This is a genomic window from Variovorax sp. PMC12, from assembly GCF_003019815.1.
In the GTDB taxonomy this organism is placed as follows: Bacteria; Pseudomonadota; Gammaproteobacteria; order Burkholderiales; family Burkholderiaceae_C; genus Variovorax.
Map to the genome: position 1 here is coordinate 4,403,089 of NZ_CP027773.1, position 17,907 is coordinate 4,420,995.

General features: G+C 64.1%; 27 protein-coding genes and 1 tRNA gene. 21 read left to right on the plus strand and 7 right to left on the minus strand.

What is annotated here, in order from left to right; genetic code table 11:
• Nucleotides 1–79: 79 nt before the first annotated feature.
• From C4F17_RS20370 to C4F17_RS20380, 3 genes are all read left to right on the plus strand, one after another.
• Complete coding sequence (locus C4F17_RS20370; protein WP_081267422.1) at nucleotides 80–655, plus strand: Dps family protein; 576 nt, start codon at nucleotides 80–82, stop codon at nucleotides 653–655.
• A gap of 74 nt (nucleotides 656–729) precedes the next feature.
• Nucleotides 730–1,590, plus strand: coding sequence for a 4-hydroxybenzoate octaprenyltransferase (ubiA, locus tag C4F17_RS20375; protein WP_081267423.1), 861 nt, complete (start codon nucleotides 730–732; stop codon nucleotides 1,588–1,590).
• Nucleotides 1,591–1,595: 5 nt separating this feature from the next.
• On the plus strand, nucleotides 1,596–2,078 hold the full coding sequence (locus C4F17_RS20380) for a MaoC/PaaZ C-terminal domain-containing protein (protein ID WP_234382232.1): 483 nt from the start codon (nucleotides 1,596–1,598) through the stop codon (nucleotides 2,076–2,078).
• A gap of 2 nt (nucleotides 2,079–2,080) precedes the next feature.
• Here the strand turns inward: C4F17_RS20380 and proC are convergent, their stop codons facing one another.
• Entirely contained in the window at nucleotides 2,081–2,938 is an 858-nt protein-coding gene (gene proC / locus C4F17_RS20385) for a pyrroline-5-carboxylate reductase (protein WP_081267424.1), read from the minus strand.
• Between the two features lie 11 nt (nucleotides 2,939–2,949).
• On the minus strand, nucleotides 2,950–4,110 hold the full coding sequence (locus tag C4F17_RS20390; protein ID WP_106936474.1) for an esterase-like activity of phytase family protein: 1,161 nt from the start codon (nucleotides 4,108–4,110) through the stop codon (nucleotides 2,950–2,952).
• Between the two features lie 215 nt (nucleotides 4,111–4,325).
• Here C4F17_RS20390 and rplN point away from each other — a divergent pair, with 215 nt between their 5' ends.
• The 18 genes from rplN to C4F17_RS20480 all read left to right on the plus strand — a co-directional run bounded on the left by rplN (nucleotide 4,326) and on the right by C4F17_RS20480 (nucleotide 13,244).
• Complete coding sequence (gene rplN, locus C4F17_RS20395) at nucleotides 4,326–4,694, plus strand: 50S ribosomal protein L14 (RefSeq protein ID WP_009124801.1); 369 nt, start codon at nucleotides 4,326–4,328, stop codon at nucleotides 4,692–4,694.
• 13 nt (nucleotides 4,695–4,707) lie between these two features.
• Nucleotides 4,708–5,040 carry a 50S ribosomal protein L24 gene (gene rplX / locus C4F17_RS20400; RefSeq protein WP_056592808.1) on the plus strand — a complete coding sequence of 111 codons (333 nt, stop codon included), beginning with the start codon at nucleotides 4,708–4,710 and terminating at the stop codon, nucleotides 5,038–5,040.
• A gap of 11 nt (nucleotides 5,041–5,051) precedes the next feature.
• Entirely contained in the window at nucleotides 5,052–5,591 is a 540-nt protein-coding gene (gene rplE / locus C4F17_RS20405; RefSeq protein WP_081267426.1) for a 50S ribosomal protein L5, read from the plus strand.
• Between the two features lie 8 nt (nucleotides 5,592–5,599).
• Nucleotides 5,600–5,905, plus strand: coding sequence for a 30S ribosomal protein S14 (gene rpsN / locus C4F17_RS20410; RefSeq protein ID WP_081267427.1), 306 nt, complete (start codon nucleotides 5,600–5,602; stop codon nucleotides 5,903–5,905).
• Nucleotides 5,906–5,925: 20 nt separating this feature from the next.
• A complete protein-coding gene (gene rpsH / locus C4F17_RS20415; RefSeq protein WP_106936475.1) occupies nucleotides 5,926–6,321 on the plus strand; it encodes a 30S ribosomal protein S8 in 396 nt (131 codons plus the stop codon).
• A gap of 24 nt (nucleotides 6,322–6,345) precedes the next feature.
• On the plus strand, nucleotides 6,346–6,879 hold the full coding sequence (gene rplF, locus C4F17_RS20420; protein ID WP_081267429.1) for a 50S ribosomal protein L6: 534 nt from the start codon (nucleotides 6,346–6,348) through the stop codon (nucleotides 6,877–6,879).
• A gap of 14 nt (nucleotides 6,880–6,893) precedes the next feature.
• Nucleotides 6,894–7,259, plus strand: a complete 366-nt coding sequence (gene rplR / locus C4F17_RS20425) for a 50S ribosomal protein L18 (protein WP_081267539.1) — start codon at nucleotides 6,894–6,896, stop codon at nucleotides 7,257–7,259.
• 18 nt (nucleotides 7,260–7,277) lie between these two features.
• The gene (rpsE, locus tag C4F17_RS20430) at nucleotides 7,278–7,796 is read left to right on the plus strand and encodes a 30S ribosomal protein S5 (RefSeq protein WP_081267430.1); all 519 of its coding nucleotides are present in this window, start codon (nucleotides 7,278–7,280) and stop codon (nucleotides 7,794–7,796) included.
• A 24-nt stretch (nucleotides 7,797–7,820) separates the two neighbouring features.
• Nucleotides 7,821–8,003, plus strand: a complete 183-nt coding sequence (rpmD, locus tag C4F17_RS20435) for a 50S ribosomal protein L30 (protein ID WP_019653974.1) — start codon at nucleotides 7,821–7,823, stop codon at nucleotides 8,001–8,003.
• An 11-nt stretch (nucleotides 8,004–8,014) separates the two neighbouring features.
• On the plus strand, nucleotides 8,015–8,446 hold the full coding sequence (rplO, locus tag C4F17_RS20440; RefSeq protein WP_009124820.1) for a 50S ribosomal protein L15: 432 nt from the start codon (nucleotides 8,015–8,017) through the stop codon (nucleotides 8,444–8,446).
• A 27-nt stretch (nucleotides 8,447–8,473) separates the two neighbouring features.
• A complete protein-coding gene (gene secY, locus C4F17_RS20445) occupies nucleotides 8,474–9,787 on the plus strand; it encodes a preprotein translocase subunit SecY (protein WP_009124822.1) in 1,314 nt (437 codons plus the stop codon).
• A 64-nt stretch (nucleotides 9,788–9,851) separates the two neighbouring features.
• Nucleotides 9,852–9,965 (plus strand): 50S ribosomal protein L36, encoded by a 114-nt coding sequence (gene rpmJ / locus C4F17_RS20450; RefSeq protein ID WP_013544106.1) that lies wholly within the window; start codon nucleotides 9,852–9,854, stop codon nucleotides 9,963–9,965.
• 23 nt (nucleotides 9,966–9,988) lie between these two features.
• Nucleotides 9,989–10,354 (plus strand): 30S ribosomal protein S13, encoded by a 366-nt coding sequence (gene rpsM, locus C4F17_RS20455; RefSeq protein ID WP_013544105.1) that lies wholly within the window; start codon nucleotides 9,989–9,991, stop codon nucleotides 10,352–10,354.
• 12 nt (nucleotides 10,355–10,366) lie between these two features.
• Nucleotides 10,367–10,771, plus strand: coding sequence for a 30S ribosomal protein S11 (gene rpsK, locus C4F17_RS20460; protein WP_009124825.1), 405 nt, complete (start codon nucleotides 10,367–10,369; stop codon nucleotides 10,769–10,771).
• Nucleotides 10,772–10,902: 131 nt separating this feature from the next.
• The gene (rpsD, locus tag C4F17_RS20465; protein ID WP_009124826.1) at nucleotides 10,903–11,526 is read left to right on the plus strand and encodes a 30S ribosomal protein S4; all 624 of its coding nucleotides are present in this window, start codon (nucleotides 10,903–10,905) and stop codon (nucleotides 11,524–11,526) included.
• Between the two features lie 142 nt (nucleotides 11,527–11,668).
• On the plus strand, nucleotides 11,669–12,658 hold the full coding sequence (locus C4F17_RS20470) for a DNA-directed RNA polymerase subunit alpha (RefSeq protein WP_009124827.1): 990 nt from the start codon (nucleotides 11,669–11,671) through the stop codon (nucleotides 12,656–12,658).
• Nucleotides 12,659–12,750: 92 nt separating this feature from the next.
• Nucleotides 12,751–13,149, plus strand: a complete 399-nt coding sequence (rplQ, locus tag C4F17_RS20475) for a 50S ribosomal protein L17 (RefSeq protein WP_081267431.1) — start codon at nucleotides 12,751–12,753, stop codon at nucleotides 13,147–13,149.
• Nucleotides 13,150–13,167: 18 nt separating this feature from the next.
• Nucleotides 13,168–13,244, plus strand: a tRNA-Met gene (locus tag C4F17_RS20480).
• Between the two features lie 111 nt (nucleotides 13,245–13,355).
• On the opposite strand, the gene C4F17_RS20485 is transcribed toward C4F17_RS20480, so the two are convergent.
• Genes C4F17_RS20485 through C4F17_RS20505 form a run of 5 tightly spaced genes read right to left on the minus strand, consistent with a single transcriptional unit; the run spans nucleotide 13,356 to nucleotide 17,907 of the window.
• Nucleotides 13,356–13,754 carry a RidA family protein gene (locus C4F17_RS20485; protein ID WP_081267432.1) on the minus strand — a complete coding sequence of 133 codons (399 nt, stop codon included), beginning with the start codon at nucleotides 13,752–13,754 and terminating at the stop codon, nucleotides 13,356–13,358.
• Nucleotides 13,751–15,373, minus strand: a complete 1,623-nt coding sequence (locus C4F17_RS20490; protein ID WP_106936476.1) for an AMP-binding protein — start codon at nucleotides 15,371–15,373, stop codon at nucleotides 13,751–13,753. The genes C4F17_RS20485 and C4F17_RS20490 overlap by 4 nt, the downstream gene beginning before the upstream one ends.
• Nucleotides 15,374–15,378: 5 nt before the next feature.
• Nucleotides 15,379–16,572, minus strand: coding sequence for an acyl-CoA dehydrogenase family protein (locus C4F17_RS20495; protein ID WP_106936477.1), 1,194 nt, complete (start codon nucleotides 16,570–16,572; stop codon nucleotides 15,379–15,381).
• 4 nt (nucleotides 16,573–16,576) lie between these two features.
• The gene (locus C4F17_RS20500; protein WP_081267435.1) at nucleotides 16,577–17,431 is read right to left on the minus strand and encodes an enoyl-CoA hydratase family protein; all 855 of its coding nucleotides are present in this window, start codon (nucleotides 17,429–17,431) and stop codon (nucleotides 16,577–16,579) included.
• A complete protein-coding gene (locus tag C4F17_RS20505; protein WP_081267436.1) occupies nucleotides 17,428–17,907 on the minus strand; it encodes a MarR family winged helix-turn-helix transcriptional regulator in 480 nt (159 codons plus the stop codon). Before C4F17_RS20505 ends, C4F17_RS20500 begins: the two co-directional genes overlap by 4 nt.

Consider the following 17,907-nt stretch of genomic DNA (forward strand, 5'->3'; position numbering starts at 1 on the left):
GAGTGGCGCTGTTGCGAAGCCGCACGCCGGCTTCCAGAATCGCAGCGTTCCACCCAAACTTGAAGAAAGAGTTCCCGCCATGGCCAAAGCCTCGAAGAAATCATCGCCTGCTTCCTCCGCCGGCAAGGTGCCCAAGAAGGGCGGCACGGTGGTCGCGCAGGAGTCGGGCAGCCGCAATGCGCCGATCATCAACATCGGCATCGAACGCCAGGACCGCGCGGCCATCGCCGAAGGCCTGAGCCGCGTGCTGGCCGACACCTACACGCTGTACCTCACCACGCACAACTTCCACTGGAACGTGACGGGCCCGCACTTCAACTCGCTGCATGCGATGTTCATGGGCCAGTACACCGAGCTGTGGGGCGCCACCGACGTGCTGGCCGAGCGCATCCGCGCGCTGGGCCACTACGCACCGGGCTCCTACGCCGAGTTCAGCAAGATCGCCACCGTGCCCGACGTGCCCCAGACCCCGCCCAAGGCGATGGAGATGGTGCGCATCCTGGTGAAGGGCCACGAGACCGTGTCGCGCATCGCGCGCGAATTCATCCCCGTGGCCGAGGAAGCCGGCGACGACCCGACGGCCGACATGCTGACCGCGCGCTGCACGGTGCACGACCAGACCGCGTGGATGCTGCGTTCGCTGCTCGAAGACTGAGCGCGCGCTTTCCTCGCACCTGCACAAGAGCGGCACAATGGCCGCTCTTTTTTTTGCCCGTCTCTTTCCTTCGCATGCTCGCCCGTCGTTTCGCGCTCTACCTCGACCTGATCCGCTGGAACCGCCCCGCAGGCTGGCTGCTGCTGCTGTGGCCCACGCTGGGCGCGCTCTGGTTCGCGGCCGACGGCTGGCCGGGCTGGCACCTGGTGGTGGTGTTCACGCTCGGAACCTTCCTCATGCGCAGCGCGGGCTGCTGCGTCAACGACGTGGCCGACCGCGACTTCGACCGCCACGTCAAGCGCACGGCGCAACGGCCGGTGACCAGCGGCGCGATGTCGGTCAAGGAGGCGCTGGGGCTCGGCGCGGTGCTGGCGCTGGTGTCCTTCGCCCTGGTGCTCACCACCAACCGCACCACGGTGCTGTGGTCGTTCGCGGCGCTCGCCATCACGCTGATCTACCCCTTCGCCAAGCGCTTCGTGTCGATCCCGCAGGCGGTGCTGGGCATTGCCTTCAGCTTCGGCATTCCGATGGCCTTTGCGGCGGTGCAGTCGCACATGCCCGTGTTCGCCGCGTGGCTGCTGGCGGGCAACCTGTTCTGGGTGCTGGCCTACGACACCGAATACGCCATGGTCGACCGCGACGACGACCTCAAGATCGGCATGAAGACCTCTGCCATCACCTTCGGCCGTTTCGACGTGGCGGCGGTGATGGCGAGCTACGCGATCTTCCTCGCGGTGTGGATCTGGGCCGGCGCGAGCCGTTCGCTGGGCGTGCTGTTCTACGCCGGCATCGCCGTGGCCGCGGCGCAGGCGCTGTGGCACTGGCGGCTCATTCACGACCGTACGCGCGAGGGCTGCTTCAAGGCCTTCCGGCTGAACCACTGGCTGGGCTTCACCGTGTTCGCCGGCATCGTGGCCGGTTACGCGCTGCGCTGAACACGATGTCCGACGCCATGCTGGAGCAGCTGAAGCGGAAGATCGGCCAGGAGGGCTTCTCCGAATGGCACCGCATCACGCAGGAGATGGTCGACCGCTACTCGGAGCTGTCGGGCGACGGCGAGGGTGAGTGGATCCACCTCGACCCCGAGCGCGCGGCGCGCGAGGCGAACTACGGCGGCACCATCGTGCAGGGCTTCTTCCAGGTGTCGCACCTGATCCGCCTGACCGGCGAGGCCATGCGCACGCTGCTGCCCTTCGACTCGAATCACGCGCTCAACTACGGCTTCGACCGTCTGCGCTTCGTGCGGCCGATGCCCGTGGGCGCGCGCTTCCGGGCGCGGGTGCGCATCGCGGAGGTGACGCCCAGGCCCGGCGACAGCTTCTTGCTGAAGGAGGAAGTCTGGCTCGAGCTGGAAGACGGCACCGTCACGCTGGCGGCCGAGTGGCTCTTCCTGCTGGGGCCGCGCGCGCTACCCCCGGGCTGAGATCAGTCCCGGCCGAATTCCTCGCCTAGCTCCGCGGCGCGCTTCTGCGCCGCGCGGATCGCGGTCTTGAACTGCGCCTTCACGTCGGCTTCTTCCAGCGCGCTGATGGCGGCGTAAGTGGTGCCGCCCTTGGAGGTGACGCGCGCGCGCAGCACCGAAGGCGGCTCGGTCGCGCTGTGCGCCAGCGCCGAGGCGCCGGTGAAGGTGCCGATGGCCAGGCGCTGGGCCTGCTCGGGCGTCAGGCCCATCTCGACGCCGGCCTCGGTCATGGCCTCGATGAAATAGAACACGTAGGCCGGGCCCGAGCCCGACATGGCGGTCACGGCGTCGAGCGCGGGTTCGGCGTCGACCCAGATCAGCTCGCCGGTGGGTGCCAGCAGCTGGCCGACCAGCGAGCGGTCGGCACCGGTGACGCCGGCGCGCGCGAACAGGCCGGTCATGCCCTTGCCGACCAGCGCGGGCGTATTGGGCATGGCGCGCACCACGCGCTCGGTGCCCAGCCAGCGGGCGATGCTGTCCGACGGAATGCCCGCGGCCACGCTGAGCTGCAACGCGCCGTCGGCGAATTCGCGCACCGGGCGGGCGGCTTCGGCAAATGTCTGGGGCTTGACCGCCCACACCACCACCTCGCAGCGCGACAGCGCCTCGCCGGCCTCCGCCTTCGCGACGATGCCGTACGACTGGGACAGCTTGGCGCGGGCCTCCTCGAAGGGCTCGACCACCTCGAACGAATCGGCCGCGGAGCCTTGCTGGATCAAGCCGCCGATGATGGCGCTCGCCATGTTGCCGCCGCCGATGAAGGCGACGGGCGGCAGCGGCGCGGGGGCGGTACGGGGCAGGAAAGTGACGGCGATGGTCATGGTCGGTCGGGTTATTCGAAGGCGAAGGCTGCGAACTGGGTGATCTGCAGCGGATTGAAATTGTCGTCGCTCACGACCACCAGCATGCGTTTGCCGTCGGGCAGCGGCGGCCCCCAGCACATGCCTTCGGTGTTGTCGAGGCGCGACAGGCCCAGGGCGGCGAAGTCAGCCACCAGGGTCTTGGAGGCGGGGCGGTGGTTGCCCGGCACCAGCATGTCGATGGAGAGCACCTCGCCGGCGGCGCGGGTGTCGATTTCATACAGGCGCAGCGAGTTGCCCGCGCCGGTGGCGTAGGCGCGCTCCAGCACCAGCATGCGGTGGGCGTCGATCATCAGGATCTCGCTGACGCCGTTGTCGGCATAGGTGCCGGGCACCAGCGGGCGCAGCGGAATGGCGTCGGGCACGTAGGCGATCTGGCGCACGGCGCGGCCTGTGTCCAGGTCGACCTGGGTGAAGCGGCAGGGGCCGCCGGGCGCGCCGGTGGTGGGCTCGGGGCCGTCCTGGATCAGCGCGTTCTCCATGCCCAGCCAGGCGAAGCGGCCGTCCGGCGTGAGGGCGACGCCCTCGAACGTCAGGTTGTCACGCGGGCCGCGGCGCTTTGCCGGGTCGGGCTGGAACATCGGCGGCATGGCGAATTCGCGCAGGAAGCGCCCGTCGCGGGCCGATTCGTACAGCGCGGGGCCGAAACCGCGGGCGATGTCGCCTTCGCTGGTCCACAGGATGGTGTCGGTAGAGGGGCGCAGGCGCAGGGCTTCGGGGTCGGGTACCGGGAGGCCGTCGATGGCCTGGCGCCGGCTGGGCCAGGGGCCGCCGCCGGGGCGTTGCAGCTTTACCACGCCCATGGGCTCGGGCGGCGCGGCCTGTGGCAGCGGCCAGCGTGCGGTGTAGTAGCGCACCGGATCGAAGTCTGACCGGTCATCGCTGATGAGCAGGTACTCACCTCGCGCCGGGTCGTAGTCGATGCCCGAGAGGCCGCCCACCGTGGTGCCTTCCATATGAAGGCGATGCGCCCAGCGCGCCTCGCCCACCAGCCGCATCCTGCCGGGGTCCTGCTGCGGAGCGGCGCTGCGGCAGGCGCCAAGGCCCAGCGCCAGCAGGCCGGCAGCACCGGCCAGAACGCTGCGGCGGCCTGGATGCGGGGCTGAAAAGTGGGATTTCGCAGTGGTGCGCACCGTCGAGAGTCTAGTGCCAGCGCTTGGTGGTGTAATAGGGCTGTTGACATCGGCACAAGTGCGTGCAACAATCGCGGGCTTCGCTTCCAAAAGGCGAAGCTTTCAGCCCAAAGCGGAAGTGCCTCGAGTGGTTCGAGGTGCGGACGGCGGGCCCAAGACTGACCGCGGTGTTTCCCTCCTGGAGGCACATCGGTACAAGTTGGGAATATCAAGAAATGATCCAAACTGAATCCCGGCTCGAAGTGGCCGACAACACAGGCGCGAAATCCGTCCTGTGTATCAAGGTGCTCGGTGGCTCCAAGCGGCGTTACGCCAGCGTGGGCGACGTCATCAAGGTCAGCATCAAGGAAGCCGCTCCGCGTGGTCGCGTCAAGAAGGGCGAGATCTACAGCGCAGTGGTGGTCCGCACCGCCAAGGGCATCCGTCGCGCCGACGGCTCGCTCGTCAAGTTCGACGGCAATGCCGCCGTGCTGCTCAATGCCAAGCTGGAGCCCATCGGCACCCGCATCTTCGGACCGGTCACGCGCGAACTGCGCACCGAGAAGTTCATGAAGATCGTGTCGCTGGCACCCGAAGTTCTGTAAGGACAACAACGCCATGAACAAGATTCGCAAAGGCGACCAGGTCATCGTGTTGGCCGGCCGTGACAAGGGCAAGCGGGGCACCGTCTCGCTGCGCAAGGACGACTCGCACGTCGTCATCGAAGGCCTGAACCTCGTCAAGAAGCACACCAAGCCGAACCCCCTCAAGGGTACGACCGGTGGCATCGTCGAGAAGTCCATGCCCATCCACCAATCCAACGTGGCGATCTTCAATGCCGCGACCGGCAAGGCCGACCGCGTGGGCATCAAGATCACCCAGGGTGCTGACGGCAAGCGCGTGGCTGTTCGCGTCTTCAAGTCCAGCGGCGACGAAATCAAGTTCGCCTAAGAGGTACTCACATGGCACGTCTCCAACAACACTATCGCGAAAAGATCGCGAAAGACCTGACGGAAAAGTTCGGCTACACGTCGCCGATGCAGGTTCCGCGCCTCACCAAGATCACCCTGAACATGGGTGTGGGTGAAGCAGTCGCCGACAAGAAGGTTCTCGACAACGCTGTCGCCGACCTGACCAAGATCGCTGGCCAGAAGCCCGTGGTCACCAAGTCGAAGAAGGCTATCGCCGGTTTCAAGATCCGCGAAAACCAGCCTATCGGCTGCATGGTCACGCTGCGTGGCGTGCAGATGTATGAGTTCCTGGACCGTTTCGTGACCATCGCGCTGCCGCGTGTTCGCGACTTCCGCGGCATCTCCGGCCGTGCGTTCGACGGTCGTGGCAACTACAACATCGGCGTCAAGGAACAGATCATTTTCCCCGAGATCGAGTACGACAAGGTCGATGCCCTGCGCGGTCTGAATATCAGCATCACGACGACGGCCAAGACCGATGAAGAAGCCAAGGCGCTTCTCGCCGGCTTCCGTTTCCCGTTCAAGAACTGAGGTGATTCGTGGCTAAAGCATCTTTGATCCAGCGCGAACTCAAGCGCGACAAGCTGGTTGCCAAGTTCGCTGCGAAGCACGCGGAACTGAAGGCGGCTTCCAACGACGTGAAGAAGACCGACGAAGAGCGTGCAGCTGCCCGTCTGGCGCTGCAAAAGCTCCCGCGCAACGCGAACCCCACGCGTCAGCGCAACCGTTGCGAAATCACCGGTCGCCCCCGTGGCACCTTCCGTCAATTCGGTCTGGCCCGCGCCAAGATCCGCGAACTGGCTTTCAACGGCGACATCCCCGGTGTCACCAAGGCCAGCTGGTAAGCCAGGCAGGAGCAAACAACATGAGCATGAGTGATCCCATTGCCGACCTGCTGACGCGTATCCGTAACGCGCAGATGGTGGCGAAGCCCACCGTGTCGGTTCCGTCTTCCAAGGTGAAGATCGCAATCGCACAAGTCCTGAAGGACGAGGGCTACATCGACGGCTTCCAGGTCAAGACCGAAGCCGGCAAGAGCGAACTTGAAATCTCGCTGAAGTACTACGCTGGCCGTCCGGTCATCGAGCGCATTGAGCGCGTGAGCCGCCCCGGCCTGCGTGTCTACAAGGCCAGTGCTTCCATTCCGCAAGTCCAGAACGGCCTCGGCGTTGCGATCGTCACGACCTCAAAGGGCGTGATGACCGACCGCAAGGCTCGCGCCTCCGGTGTCGGCGGCGAAGTTCTGTGCTACGTCGCCTAACCGAGACATCGAGGAGTTACTGAAATGTCCCGAGTAGGAAAAATGCCGGTCACCATCCCCGCAGGCGTGGATGTGTCGATCAAGGAAGACCAGATCAGCGTCAAGGGCACGGGCGGTTCGCTCAGCCTGGCCCGCAATGCGCTGGTCAAGATCGTCAGCAATGACGGCAAGCTGAGCTTCGAGCCCGCCAACGAGTCGCGTGAAGCGAACGCGATGAGCGGCACGATCCGTCAGCTGGTGAACAACATGGTGGTTGGCGTGACCAAGGGCTTCGAGAAGAAGCTCAACCTGGTCGGCGTCGGCTACAAGGCTGCGGCTTCCAACAACAAGCTGAACCTGCAAGTCGGTTACTCGCACCCGGTCAACATCGACATGCCGCAAGGCATCACGGTGGCCACCGCGACCCCGACCGAAATCGTGATCAAGGGTGCTGACCGTCAGCGCGTTGGTCAAATCGCCGCTGAGATCCGCGCTGTTCGTCCGCCCGAGCCCTACAAGGGCAAGGGTATCCGTTATTCGGACGAGAAGATCGTGATCAAAGAGACCAAGAAGAAGTAAGGGGCAGCAAAATGATGTTGACCAAAAAAGCACAGCGTCTTCGCCGCTCGCGCCAGACCCGCATTCGCATCGCGACGCAGGGCGTGGCCCGTCTGACGGTGAACCGCACCAACCTGCACATCTATGCAACCGTCATCTCCGACGACGGCTCCAAGGTGATTGCAACCGCATCGACGGCAGAAGCCGAAGTGCGTACCTCGCTCGGCGGTTCGGGCAAGGGCGGCAATGCCGCCGCAGCCACCGCCGTCGGCAAGCGCATCGCTGAAAAGGCGAAGGCAGCCGGCGTCGAGAAGGTCGCTTTCGACCGCGCAGGTTTCGCTTACCACGGCCGCGTCAAGGCGCTGGCCGAGGCCGCCCGCGAAGCCGGCCTGCAGTTCTAACCGGACACGAGATTCAAAATGGCAAAGATTCAGGCAAGAACGCAGAACGAAGGCCCCGAGGACGGTTTGCGCGAGAAGATGATCGCGATCAACCGCGTCACCAAGGTGGTGAAGGGTGGTCGTATCCTCGGTTTCGCAGCACTCACCGTCGTTGGTGATGGCGATGGCCGCGTCGGCATGGGCAAGGGCAAGTCGAAGGAAGTGCCCGCTGCAGTGCAGAAGGCCATGGAAGAAGCGCGTCGCAACCTGCTGAAGGTTTCGATCAAGAACGGCACGCTGCACCACCAGGTGCAGGGCCACCATGGCGCTTCGACGGTCGTGATGTACCCGGCTCCCAAGGGTACCGGCATCATCGCCGGCGGCCCGATGCGCGCCGTGTTCGAAGTGATGGGTATCACCGACATCGTGGCCAAGAGCCATGGTTCGTCGAACCCCTACAACATGGTTCGCGCCACGCTCGACGGGTTGAAGAACTCGACGACCGCGGGTCAAGTGGCTGCCAAGCGCGGCCTCACCGTCGAAGAAATCTTCGCTTAAGCGCAAGCCGAAAGAAGCATTCAAATGACGCAACAACAAACCCTCAAGGTCCAATTGGTCAAGAGCCCGATCGGTACCAAGGAATCGCATCGCGCGACCGTGCGCGGCCTCGGCCTGCGCAAGCTCAACAGCGTGAGCGAGCTGCAAGACACGCCCGCTGTGCGCGGCATGATCAACAAGATCAGTTATCTGGTCAAAGTTCTGTAAGAGAGACTGATATGGAACTCAATGGCATCAAGCCGGCAGCCGGCGCCAAGCACGCCAAGCGTCGCGTTGGCCGTGGTATCGGCTCTGGCATCGGCAAGACCGCGGGTCGCGGCCACAAGGGCCAGAAGTCGCGTGCTGGCGGCTTCCACAAGGTGGGCTTCGAAGGCGGTCAAATGCCTCTGCAGCGTCGCCTGCCGAAGCGCGGCTTCAAGTCGCACCTGCTGAAGTTCAACGCCGAAGTCACGCTGACTGCTCTCGAGCAGCTCGGCTTGGCCGAAGTGGATGTCCTGGCGCTGAAGCAAGCCGGCCTCGTGGGCCAGCTGGCCAAGGTCGTCAAGGTCGTCAAGACCGGCGAACTGACCAAGGCCGTCAAGCTGACGGGCGTGGGCGCTACCGCTGGTGCCAAGGCTGCGATCGAAGCAGCCGGCGGCAGCATCGCCTGATCACCATCGGACTGAAAGAAGTTCTTCGTGGCAACTAACGCGGCAACGATCGCAAAAACAGGCAAGTTCGGCGACCTCCGTCGTCGGCTCGTCTTTTTGCTGCTCGCGCTCGTGGTCTACCGGATTGGCGCGCACATTCCTGTGCCGGGTATCAACCCGGACCAGCTGGCAGCGTTGTTCCAGGGCCAGCAGGGCGGCATTCTGAGCCTGTTCAACATGTTCTCGGGCGGGGCGCTGTCGCGCTTCACCGTGTTCGCGTTGGGGATCATGCCGTACATCTCGGCGTCGATCATCATGCAGCTGATGACCTACGTGCTTCCGACCTTCGAGCAATTGAAGAAGGAAGGCGAGGCCGGCCGCCGCAAGATCACGCAGTACACGCGCTACGGCGCGCTCGGTCTGGCACTGTTCCAATCGTTCAGCATCGCGGTGGCTCTCGAGTCGTCTGCCGGTCTGGTCATCGCCCCCGGTTTCGGCTTCCGCCTGACCGCCATGGTGAGCCTGACGGCAGGTTCGATGTTCCTGATGTGGCTCGGCGAGCAGATCACCGAACGCGGCCTGGGCAACGGCATCTCGATCCTGATCTTTGCAGGTATCGCGGCCGGCCTGCCGAACGCGATCGGCGGCCTCGCTTCGCTGGTGACGACCGGTGCAATGAATCCGATCATTGCGCTGTTCATCATCGCCGTCGTGGTGCTGGTCACCTACTTCGTGGTGTTCGTCGAACGCGGCCAGCGCAAGATCCTCGTGAACTATGCGCGGCGCCAGGTCGGCAACAAGGTCTATGGCGGCCAGTCGTCGCACCTGCCCTTGAAGCTGAACATGGCCGGCGTGATCCCGCCGATCTTCGCCTCGTCGATCATCCTGCTGCCCGCAACGGTGGTTGGCTGGTTCAGTACCGGTGAAGGCGGTTTCCGCTGGATCAAGGACGTTGCGGGCGCACTGCGTCCGGGCGAACCGATCTACGTGCTGCTGTATGCCGCTGCGATCGTTTTCTTCTGCTTCTTCTACACGGCACTCGTGTTCAACAGCAAGGAAACGGCCGACAACCTGAAGAAGAGTGGTGCTTTCATTCCTGGCATTCGCCCGGGTGACCAGACCGCTCGCTATATCGACAAGATTCTGGTTCGCTTGACGCTGGCCGGCGCGGTGTACATCACCTTCGTCTGCCTGCTGCCCGAGTTCCTGATCCTGAAGTACAACGTGCCGTTCTACTTCGGTGGTACCTCCCTGCTGATCATCGTGGTCGTCACGATGGACTTCATGGCCCAGGTGCAAAACTACATGATGTCCCAGCAGTACGAATCGCTGCTGAAGAAGGCGAACTTCAAGACATCGTAGGGCTGTGTTTCAGTATTGAGTCCGGGCGGTAGACCGCCACGTTAAACAGTTTTAGGAGAATGAAATGAGAGTTTCGGCTTCGGTCAAAACCATCTGCCGTAATTGCAAGGTCATCCGCCGTAAAGGTGTGGTGCGTGTGATTTGCACCGACCCGCGCCACAAGCAGCGCCAGGGTTGATTGAAGAGTATTAGAGGACGCACATGGCACGTATTGCTGGCATCAACATCCCGCCGCACAAGCACGCTGAAATCGGCCTGACCGCCATCTTCGGCATCGGTCGCACCCGCGCCCGTCAAATCTGCGAAGCGAGCGGCATCGAGTATTCGAAGAAGATCAAGGATCTGACCGACGCCGATCTCGAAAAGATCCGCGACCAGATCGCTCTGTTCACCATCGAAGGCGATCTGCGTCGCGAGACGACGATGAACATCAAGCGTTTGATGGACATCGGCTGCTATCGCGGCTTCCGTCACCGTCGCGGCCTGCCGATGCGCGGCCAGCGCACGCGCACCAACGCCCGCACCCGCAAGGGTCCGCGCAAGGCTGCGCAGTCCCTGAAGAAATAAGGATAGACCAGCATGGCTAAAGCACCTGCAAACAACGCCGCACAGCGCGTTCGCAAGAAGGTTCGCAAGAACGTTGCGGACGGTATCGCCCACGTGCATGCCTCGTTCAACAACACCATCATCACGATCACCGATCGCCAGGGCAACGCCCTGTCGTGGGCTTCGTCGGGTGGCCAGGGCTTCAAGGGCTCGCGCAAGTCGACCCCGTTCGCTGCGCAGGTCGCTTCCGAAGTTGCCGGCCGTGCTGCTGTCGAACAAGGTATCAAGAACCTCGACGTCGAGATCAAGGGCCCCGGTCCTGGTCGCGAATCGTCGGTGCGCGCACTGGCTGCGCTCGGCATCCGGATCAATTCCATTGCCGACGTGACGCCCGTTCCGCACAATGGCTGCCGTCCCCAGAAGCGTCGTCGCATCTGATCGTCAGTCCGCAAGGCGCAGCCGGCTTTTTCAAGCGGCTGCGCATTTGTTTTTTATCTAAGCCCACCGCCATCCGCGCTTCGCAGATGGCTCCCGCAGGCAACTGCGGCAGATGACACAAAGGAAAAATCGTGGCACGTTACCTCGGCCCCAAGGCCAAACTTTCCCGCCGTGAAGGCACCGACCTGTTCCTGAAGAGCGCCCGCCGCTCCATCCAGGACAAGGCCAAGTTCGACTCCAAGCCCGGCCAGCACGGTCGCACCTCGGGTCAGCGCACCTCCGACTACGGTCTGCAGTTGCGTGAAAAGCAGAAGGTCAAGCGCATGTACGGCGTGCTCGAAAAGCAATTCCGCCGCTACTTCGAAGAAGCCGACCGCCGCCGTGGCAACACCGGCGCCAACCTGCTGTTCATCCTCGAATCGCGCCTGGACAACGTCGTCTACCGCATGGGCTTCGGCTCGACCCGCGCCGAAGCGCGCCAGCTCGTGTCGCACAAGGCGATCACGGTGAACGGTCAGTCGGTCAACATCCCGTCGTACCTGGTCAAGACCGGTGACGTGATCGCCGTGCGCGACAAGTCGAAGAAGCAGAACCGCATTGTCGAAGCGCTGCAACTCGCCCAGCAAGTCGGTATTCCGGCCTGGGTCGACGTGAATGCCGACAAGGCCGAAGGCACGTTCAAGAAGGTGCCCGATCGCGACGAATTCGCAGCCGACATCAACGAATCGCTGATCGTCGAACTGTATTCGCGTTGATTTTTTCTACCCGCCTCGGCGCGTTCGCGCCGGCGGGAGATTGATATTGTTGTTCACGTTCCTGCTCCGCGCTTCGTCGCGGATCAGGTGCTTCACCAGCCTTACCGGTGTAACGAGCCGGGGGTATTGAGAGGAAGTCTGCATGCAAACCACCCTGCTGAAACCCAAGACCATCCAGGTCGAGCAACTTGCCGCCAACAAGGCCAAGGTCACGCTCGAGCCTTTCGAGCGCGGCTACGGCCACACGCTCGGCAACGCGCTGCGTCGCGTTCTGCTGTCGTCCATGGTCGGTTACTCGGCCACCGAAGTCACGATCGCTGGCGTTCTGCATGAGTACTCGTCGATCGACGGCGTGCAGGAAGATGTCGTCAACATCCTGCTGAATCTCAAGGGCGTGGTGTTCAAGCTCCACAACCGCGACGAAGTCACGCTGAGCCTGCGCAAGGACGGTGAAGGCCCGGTGCTCGCATCGGACATCCAGACCCCGCACGACGTCGAGATCATCAACCCCGACCACGTGATCGCGCACCTGTCGCAAGGCGGCAAGCTCGACATGCAGATCAAGGTCGAAAAGGGTCGCGGCTACGTGCCCGGCACGATGCGCCGCTACGCGGACGAGCCGACCAAGTCGATAGGCCGCATCGTTCTCGACGCTTCGTTCTCGCCCGTCAAGCGCGTGAGCTACACGGTCGAAAGCGCCCGTGTCGAACAGCGTACCGACCTGGACAAGCTGCTCGTCGAGATCGAAACCAACGGCGCGATCACCGCGGAAGACGCAGTTCGCGCTTCGGCTAAAATCCTGGTCGAGCAGCTCGCAGTGTTCGCGCAGCTCGAAGGCGGCGAACTCGCTGCATTCGACGCACCGGCACCGCGCAGCGCACAGCAGTTCGATCCGATCCTGCTGCGCCCTGTCGACGAGCTCGAACTCACCGTGCGTTCGGCGAACTGCCTGAAGGCCGAGAACATCTACTACATCGGTGATCTGATCCAGCGCACCGAAAACGAGCTGCTCAAGACCCCGAACCTGGGTCGCAAGTCGCTCAACGAAATCAAGGAAGTGCTTGCCTCCCGCGGCCTGACCTTGGGCATGAAGCTCGAAAGCTGGCCCCCGGCCGGTCTTGACAAGCGTTGATTTGAATTTTTGAAATTTGGCTCCCCAAAGAGCCAGTGCACCGGGCAGTACCTGATACGGCTGCCTGTTTTTATAAAGTAAAGGAAAGCACCATGCGTCACGGACACGGACTCCGCAAACTCAACCGCACCAGCTCGCACCGCCTCGCGATGCTGCAGAACATGATGAACTCGCTCATCGAGCATGAAGTCATCAAGACCACGGTCCCCAAGGCCAAGGAACTGCGCCGCGTCATCGAACCGATGATCACGCTCGCCAAGAAGCCCACGCTGGCCAACAAGCGCCTGGCTTTCGACCGCCTGCGCGACCGCGACAGCGTGGTGAAGCTCTTCGGTGAACTCGGCCCGCGTTTCGCAGCCCGCCCGGGCGGCTACACGCGCATCCTGAAGATGGGTTTCCGCGTGGGCGACAACGCGCCGATGGCGCTGGTCGAACTCGTGGACCGTCCTGAAATTAAAGAAGACGCAGCTGAGCAAAACGCTGCTGAATAAGCTATAATTTATTCTTGCCGCGCGATGGAGCAGCCTGGTAGCTCGTTGGGCTCATAACCCAAAGGTCGCAAGTTCAAATCTTGCTCGCGCAACCAATTTAAAAGGCCCTTTGAATTTCAAAGGGCCTTTTTTCTTGGCTGGTAAATGAATTGAAAAAGCCCTCGCAAAGAGGGCTTTTCTGTTTCTGGAATTTGCCTGACGCGGCGTCAGTCCGGAATGACCGCCGTTACCTCGATCTCGACCTTCGCGCGGTGCTCCACCAGCGCCGCGACCTGCACGCAAGTCATGGCCGGGAAGTTGCGCCCCATCGCATCACGATAGACCGGGCCCAGCTCTGAGAGCCGGCGGCTGTACTCATCGCGGTCCGTCACATACCAGGTCATGCGAACCATGTGCTCGGGGCCCGCGCCGCCGGCGCGGAGCACTTCGGCGATGTTGCGCAGCGCCTGGCCGCATTGGTCGATGAAGTCGTCCGATTCGAACTGTTGCTGCGCGTTCCAGCCGATCTGGCCGCCGACGAACAGCATCGTTCCGCGTGCGGCGACGCCGTTCGCATAGCCCTTGGGAGGCAACCAGCCTTCGGGCTGCAGGAGTTTGTTGATCATGATGTTGTGTTGGGTTGTCTCAGTTTGAATCGCTGGAGCTTGCCAGTCTCGGTGCGCGGAAGCGCCGTGACGAACTCGATCTCCCGGGGGTATTTGAAGGGCGCGATCGTCGCCTTCACATGGTCCTGCAGCGTCTTCACCAGGGCTGCATCGCCTTCATGGCCGGGCTTGAGCACGCAGAAGGCCTTGACGATCATGCCTCGGTCCGCGTCCGGCTTGCCGATCACGCCGCACTCCGCCACGGCGGGGTGCTTCAGCAGGGCATCTTCCACCTCCGGGCCGCCGACGTTGTAGCCGGCCGTGATGATCATGTCGTCGGCGCGCGCCTGGTAGAAGAAGTAGCCGTCGTCGTCCTGCACGAACGAATCGCCCGGATAGTTCCATCCGTTCTTCACGTAGTCGGCCTGACGCGGATCGTCGAGGTAGCGGCAGCCCACGGGTCCCTGCAGCGCCAGCTTGCCGACGGTGCCGTGCGGCACCTCGTTTCCGGCGTCGTCCACCACCTTGGCGGTGAAGCCCGGTACCGCCTTGCCGACTGCGCCGCGGCGCACCTCGTTGCCTGCAGCCGAGATGTAGATGTGGAACACCTCGGTGCCGCCGATGCCGTCGAGCATCTCGATGCCCGTGGCCTCTTTCCATAGCTGACGCGTGGCGTCGGGCAGCGCCTCGCCGGCGCTCACGCTGATGCGAAGGCTCGGCATGCCGTGCTGCTTCACGAACGGCGCCATCTGGCGGTAGAAGGTGGGCGCGGTGTAGCTGATGGTCGCGCCGACCTCGTTGATCAGCTTCACGAGTCCTTCGGGCGAGAACGGTGCATCGGGAAAGTACACCGAGGCACCGGCCCACATCGGAAACACCAGCAGCCCGCCGAGCCCGAAGGTGAAGGCCAGCGGCGGCGAGCCCACCACGATGTCGTCGCTGCGCGCCTTCAGCACGTGGCGCGGCCAGGTCTGGCACATCGCGAGCACGTCGCGATGCGTGGTCACGGGCGCCTTCGGCTTGCCCGTGGTGCCCGACGTGAACGCGAGCAGCGCGATGTCGTCCGATGCCGTGGGGCATGCGGTGAACACGCCGCTCTTCTTCGCGGCGCGCGACGAGAGCGAGTCCGGTGCATCGGGCTGGTTGAATGCGATCACGGTGGCCAGCACCGGATGCTCCCGCTGCGCGATCGCGAGTTCATCGAGCAGCCGGCCATCGCACAGCGCGGCCACGGGCCGTGCCTTCTCGATGATCTCACCCAGTTCCTTCGCGCGCAGCAGCGGCATCGTGGCGACCGCGATCAATCCCGCCTTCACCACGGCGAGCCAAGCCAACGCCATCGCCACCGAGTTGCCGCCGCGCAGCAGCACACGGTTGCCCGGCACCAGCCCGAGGTCTTCCGTCAGCACCTGCGCGATGCGGTTGACCTCGACGGCCGCTTGCGAATAGGTGAGCGTGCCTTGAGGCGAACGCAGCATCGGGTTGTCGCCGAAGCCCTTGGCAGTTGCCTTGTCGAGCAGTTCCTCGACCAGGTTCAACTGGTCGGGCAGTTGCAACTCGGGCAGGTCGTAGCGAAAGACGGGCAGCTGCGCGGCTGGCGGCAGGCGGTCGTGAACGAAGCGGTCGACTTGGGCAGACACGGTATTTATCCCCGCAGAACGGATTTGCCAATGATCAGTTGTTGAACCTCCGTCGCGCCTTCGTAGATGCGCAGCGAGCGGATGTCGCGGTAGAGGCTCTCAATCTTCGTGCCAACCTTCACGCCGAGGCCGCCATGCATCTGCAGCGCCATGTCGATCACGCGGCTCGCGTTTTCCGTGGCGCACATCTTCGCCATCGCGGCGGCGGCCGACACGTCGCCGACAGCGGGCGCGCCGCGCCGTTCGGCGTCGTCGCGCATCCATGCCGCGCGATAGGTGAGCAATGCGGCGCTGTCGATCAGCGCGGCCATCTCGCCGAGTTTGGCTTGCGTGAGCTGGAAATCCGCGAGCGTCTGGCCGAACATGCGACGGTTCTTCGAATGCGCGATGGCTTCGGCCAGTGCGCGTCGCCCCATGCCGAGCGCGGCCGCGGCCACCGATGCACGAAAGATGTCGAGCGTGCGCATCGCGAGCTTGAAGCCGCCGTTGAGCTCGCCGAGCTGGGCGGTGCGCGGCACCACGCAGTTCTCGAAGCGCAACGTTGCGAGCGGATGCGGCGCCATCACGTCGATGTGCGCGGAGGTGTCGAGGCCCGGCGTCGTCGCATCGACGATGAACGCGGTGATGCCGCGCGTGCCGCCTGCAGGATCGGTCTTTGCGAACACGCAGTAGAAGTCGGCGATGCCGCCGTTGCTGATCCAGGTCTTCTCGCCGTTGAGCTTCCAGCCATCGGTGGTGGGCTCGGCGCGCATCGCCATCGCGCCCACGTCGGAGCCTGCCTCGGGTTCGCTGAGCGCGAAGGCCGCGATCTTGCTGCCTTTGGCCACGGCCGTCAGGTAATCGGCGTGCTGCTCGGGCGTGCCCGCGAGCGTGATGGCGCCGCTGCCCAGGCCCTGCATCGCGAATGCGAAGTCGGCGAGCGGCGAATGGAAGGCGAGCGTCTCGCGCAGCAGCACGAGGGCGCGCGAGTCGAGCCGCTCGAGCGCGCCGCCCGATGTGCCCGGCACGCAGTAGCGAAGCCAGCCGCCGTCGCCGAGGCGGCGTACCCAGTCGCGGCAGGCGGCGCGGTCGTCGTGCTCGTCGACCTCCTGCGCAGCAGCCCAGGGCAAGAGGCCTTCGGCCAGCGCGCGATGCGCGTCGTCGAAGAACGGCAGCGCCAGGTGCACTGTCGATGGTGGAGCGGGTGCCTTGGTCATCATGGCTTCAGTCTCCGCCGAACACCGGCTTGCGCTTGGCCGCGAAGGCTTCGTACGCGCGCTTGAAGTCTTCGGTCTGCATGCAGATGGCCTGTGCCTGCGCTTCGGCCTCGATGGCCTGGTCGATGGTCATGGACCATTCCTGCGCGAGCATGGTCTTGGTCATGCCGTGCGCGAAGGTGGGGCCTTCGGCCAGCTCGCGCGCCACCTTGGTGGCGGCCTCGAGCAACGCATCGCTTTCGTGCAGCGCGTTGAAGAAGCCCCAGGCGTGGCCTTCCTGCGCGGTCATGGCGCGGCCGGTGAACAGGAGTTCCGAAGCACGGCCCTGGCCGATCACGCGCGGCAGCAGCGCGCATGCGCCCATGTCCGCGCCGGCGAGGCCCACGCGGGTGAAGAGGAATGCGGTGCGCGTGGCGGGCGAGCCGTAGCGCAGGTCGCAGGCCAGCGCGATCATCGCGCCCGCACCGGCGCACACGCCGTCGATCGCACCGACGATGGGCTGCGGGCACGAACGGATGGCCTTCACCAGGTCGCCCGTCATGCGCGTGAACTCCAGCAGCTCGGGCATGCGCATGCCGGTCAGGGGGCCGATGATCTCGTGCACGTCGCCGCCCGAGCAGAAATTTCCGCCCGCGCCGGTGACCACGATCACCTTCACGTCGGTCGCGTAGGCCAGCGCGCGGAACAGGTCGCGCAGCTCGGCATACGAGTCGAAGGTGAGCGGGTTCTTGCGCTCAGGCCGGTTCAGGGTGATGGTGCCGACGCCCGCTTCGTAGCTCCATGCGAAGTGCTCGGCCTTGTAGGCAGCCTTCGCTTCGAATTGCGCGCGCATGGGGTTGCCTGCGCCAATGTAGTGCTTCATTCCGTCTCCGCCATCGATTGGTTGTGTGAGTGTTGCTTGACCTTGCCGAGCAGCTTGTGCAGCTGCGCGATCTCTTTTCCACTGAGGCCGGCGAAGGCCTCGACGATCCAGTCTTCGTGCTGCTGCGCCATCTCGTTGAAGAGCTTGCGGCCGCGCGCGGTGAGGCGCACGCGCCAGGCACGGCGGTCGCCCTCGACATTGATGCGCTCCACCAGCCCTTCGGTCACGAGCTGGTCGGTGATGCCGGTGACGTTGCCGCCCGTCACCATCATGCGGCGCGAGAGCTCGTTCATCTTCAGGCCGTCGGGCGAGCGCTCGAGTTGAGACATCAGGTCGAAGCGCGGCAGCGTGGTCGCGAACTGCGAGCGCAGTTCGTTGCGCACCTGCTTCTCGATCAGCTGGGTGCAGGTGAGAAGCCGCAGCCAGAGCCGCAGGGCTTCGGGGTGTTCGCTGTGCGCGCGCGCTTCGAGGTCCAT

What these genes read in the sequence shown, in the direction of transcription:
- C4F17_RS20500 (WP_081267435.1), bottom strand. Translation starts at nt 17,431, where the DNA reads ATGAAGCACTACATTGGCGCAGGCAACCCCATGCGCGCGCAATTCGAA.
- C4F17_RS20495 (WP_106936477.1), bottom strand. Translation starts at nt 16,572, where the DNA reads ATGATGACCAAGGCACCCGCTCCACCATCGACAGTGCACCTGGCGCTG.
- rpsE (WP_081267430.1), top strand. Translation starts at nt 7,278, where the DNA reads ATGGCAAAGATTCAGGCAAGAACGCAGAACGAAGGCCCCGAGGACGGT.
- C4F17_RS20505 (WP_081267436.1), bottom strand. Translation starts at nt 17,907, where the DNA reads ATGGACCTCGAAGCGCGCGCGCACAGCGAACACCCCGAAGCCCTGCGG.
- rpmJ (WP_013544106.1), top strand. Translation starts at nt 9,852, where the DNA reads ATGAGAGTTTCGGCTTCGGTCAAAACCATCTGCCGTAATTGCAAGGTC.
- rplQ (WP_081267431.1), top strand. Translation starts at nt 12,751, where the DNA reads ATGCGTCACGGACACGGACTCCGCAAACTCAACCGCACCAGCTCGCAC.
- rplN (WP_009124801.1), top strand. Translation starts at nt 4,326, where the DNA reads ATGATCCAAACTGAATCCCGGCTCGAAGTGGCCGACAACACAGGCGCG.
- C4F17_RS20485 (WP_081267432.1), bottom strand. Translation starts at nt 13,754, where the DNA reads ATGATCAACAAACTCCTGCAGCCCGAAGGCTGGTTGCCTCCCAAGGGC.
- C4F17_RS20470 (WP_009124827.1), top strand. Translation starts at nt 11,669, where the DNA reads ATGCAAACCACCCTGCTGAAACCCAAGACCATCCAGGTCGAGCAACTT.
- proC (WP_081267424.1), bottom strand. Translation starts at nt 2,938, where the DNA reads ATGACCATCGCCGTCACTTTCCTGCCCCGTACCGCCCCCGCGCCGCTG.
- rpmD (WP_019653974.1), top strand. Translation starts at nt 7,821, where the DNA reads ATGACGCAACAACAAACCCTCAAGGTCCAATTGGTCAAGAGCCCGATC.
- C4F17_RS20370 (WP_081267422.1), top strand. Translation starts at nt 80, where the DNA reads ATGGCCAAAGCCTCGAAGAAATCATCGCCTGCTTCCTCCGCCGGCAAG.
- rplO (WP_009124820.1), top strand. Translation starts at nt 8,015, where the DNA reads ATGGAACTCAATGGCATCAAGCCGGCAGCCGGCGCCAAGCACGCCAAG.
- rplX (WP_056592808.1), top strand. Translation starts at nt 4,708, where the DNA reads ATGAACAAGATTCGCAAAGGCGACCAGGTCATCGTGTTGGCCGGCCGT.
- rpsH (WP_106936475.1), top strand. Translation starts at nt 5,926, where the DNA reads ATGAGCATGAGTGATCCCATTGCCGACCTGCTGACGCGTATCCGTAAC.
- ubiA (WP_081267423.1), top strand. Translation starts at nt 730, where the DNA reads ATGCTCGCCCGTCGTTTCGCGCTCTACCTCGACCTGATCCGCTGGAAC.
- C4F17_RS20380 (WP_234382232.1), top strand. Translation starts at nt 1,596, where the DNA reads ATGTCCGACGCCATGCTGGAGCAGCTGAAGCGGAAGATCGGCCAGGAG.
- rplR (WP_081267539.1), top strand. Translation starts at nt 6,894, where the DNA reads ATGTTGACCAAAAAAGCACAGCGTCTTCGCCGCTCGCGCCAGACCCGC.
- rplE (WP_081267426.1), top strand. Translation starts at nt 5,052, where the DNA reads ATGGCACGTCTCCAACAACACTATCGCGAAAAGATCGCGAAAGACCTG.
- rplF (WP_081267429.1), top strand. Translation starts at nt 6,346, where the DNA reads ATGTCCCGAGTAGGAAAAATGCCGGTCACCATCCCCGCAGGCGTGGAT.
- rpsK (WP_009124825.1), top strand. Translation starts at nt 10,367, where the DNA reads ATGGCTAAAGCACCTGCAAACAACGCCGCACAGCGCGTTCGCAAGAAG.
- rpsM (WP_013544105.1), top strand. Translation starts at nt 9,989, where the DNA reads ATGGCACGTATTGCTGGCATCAACATCCCGCCGCACAAGCACGCTGAA.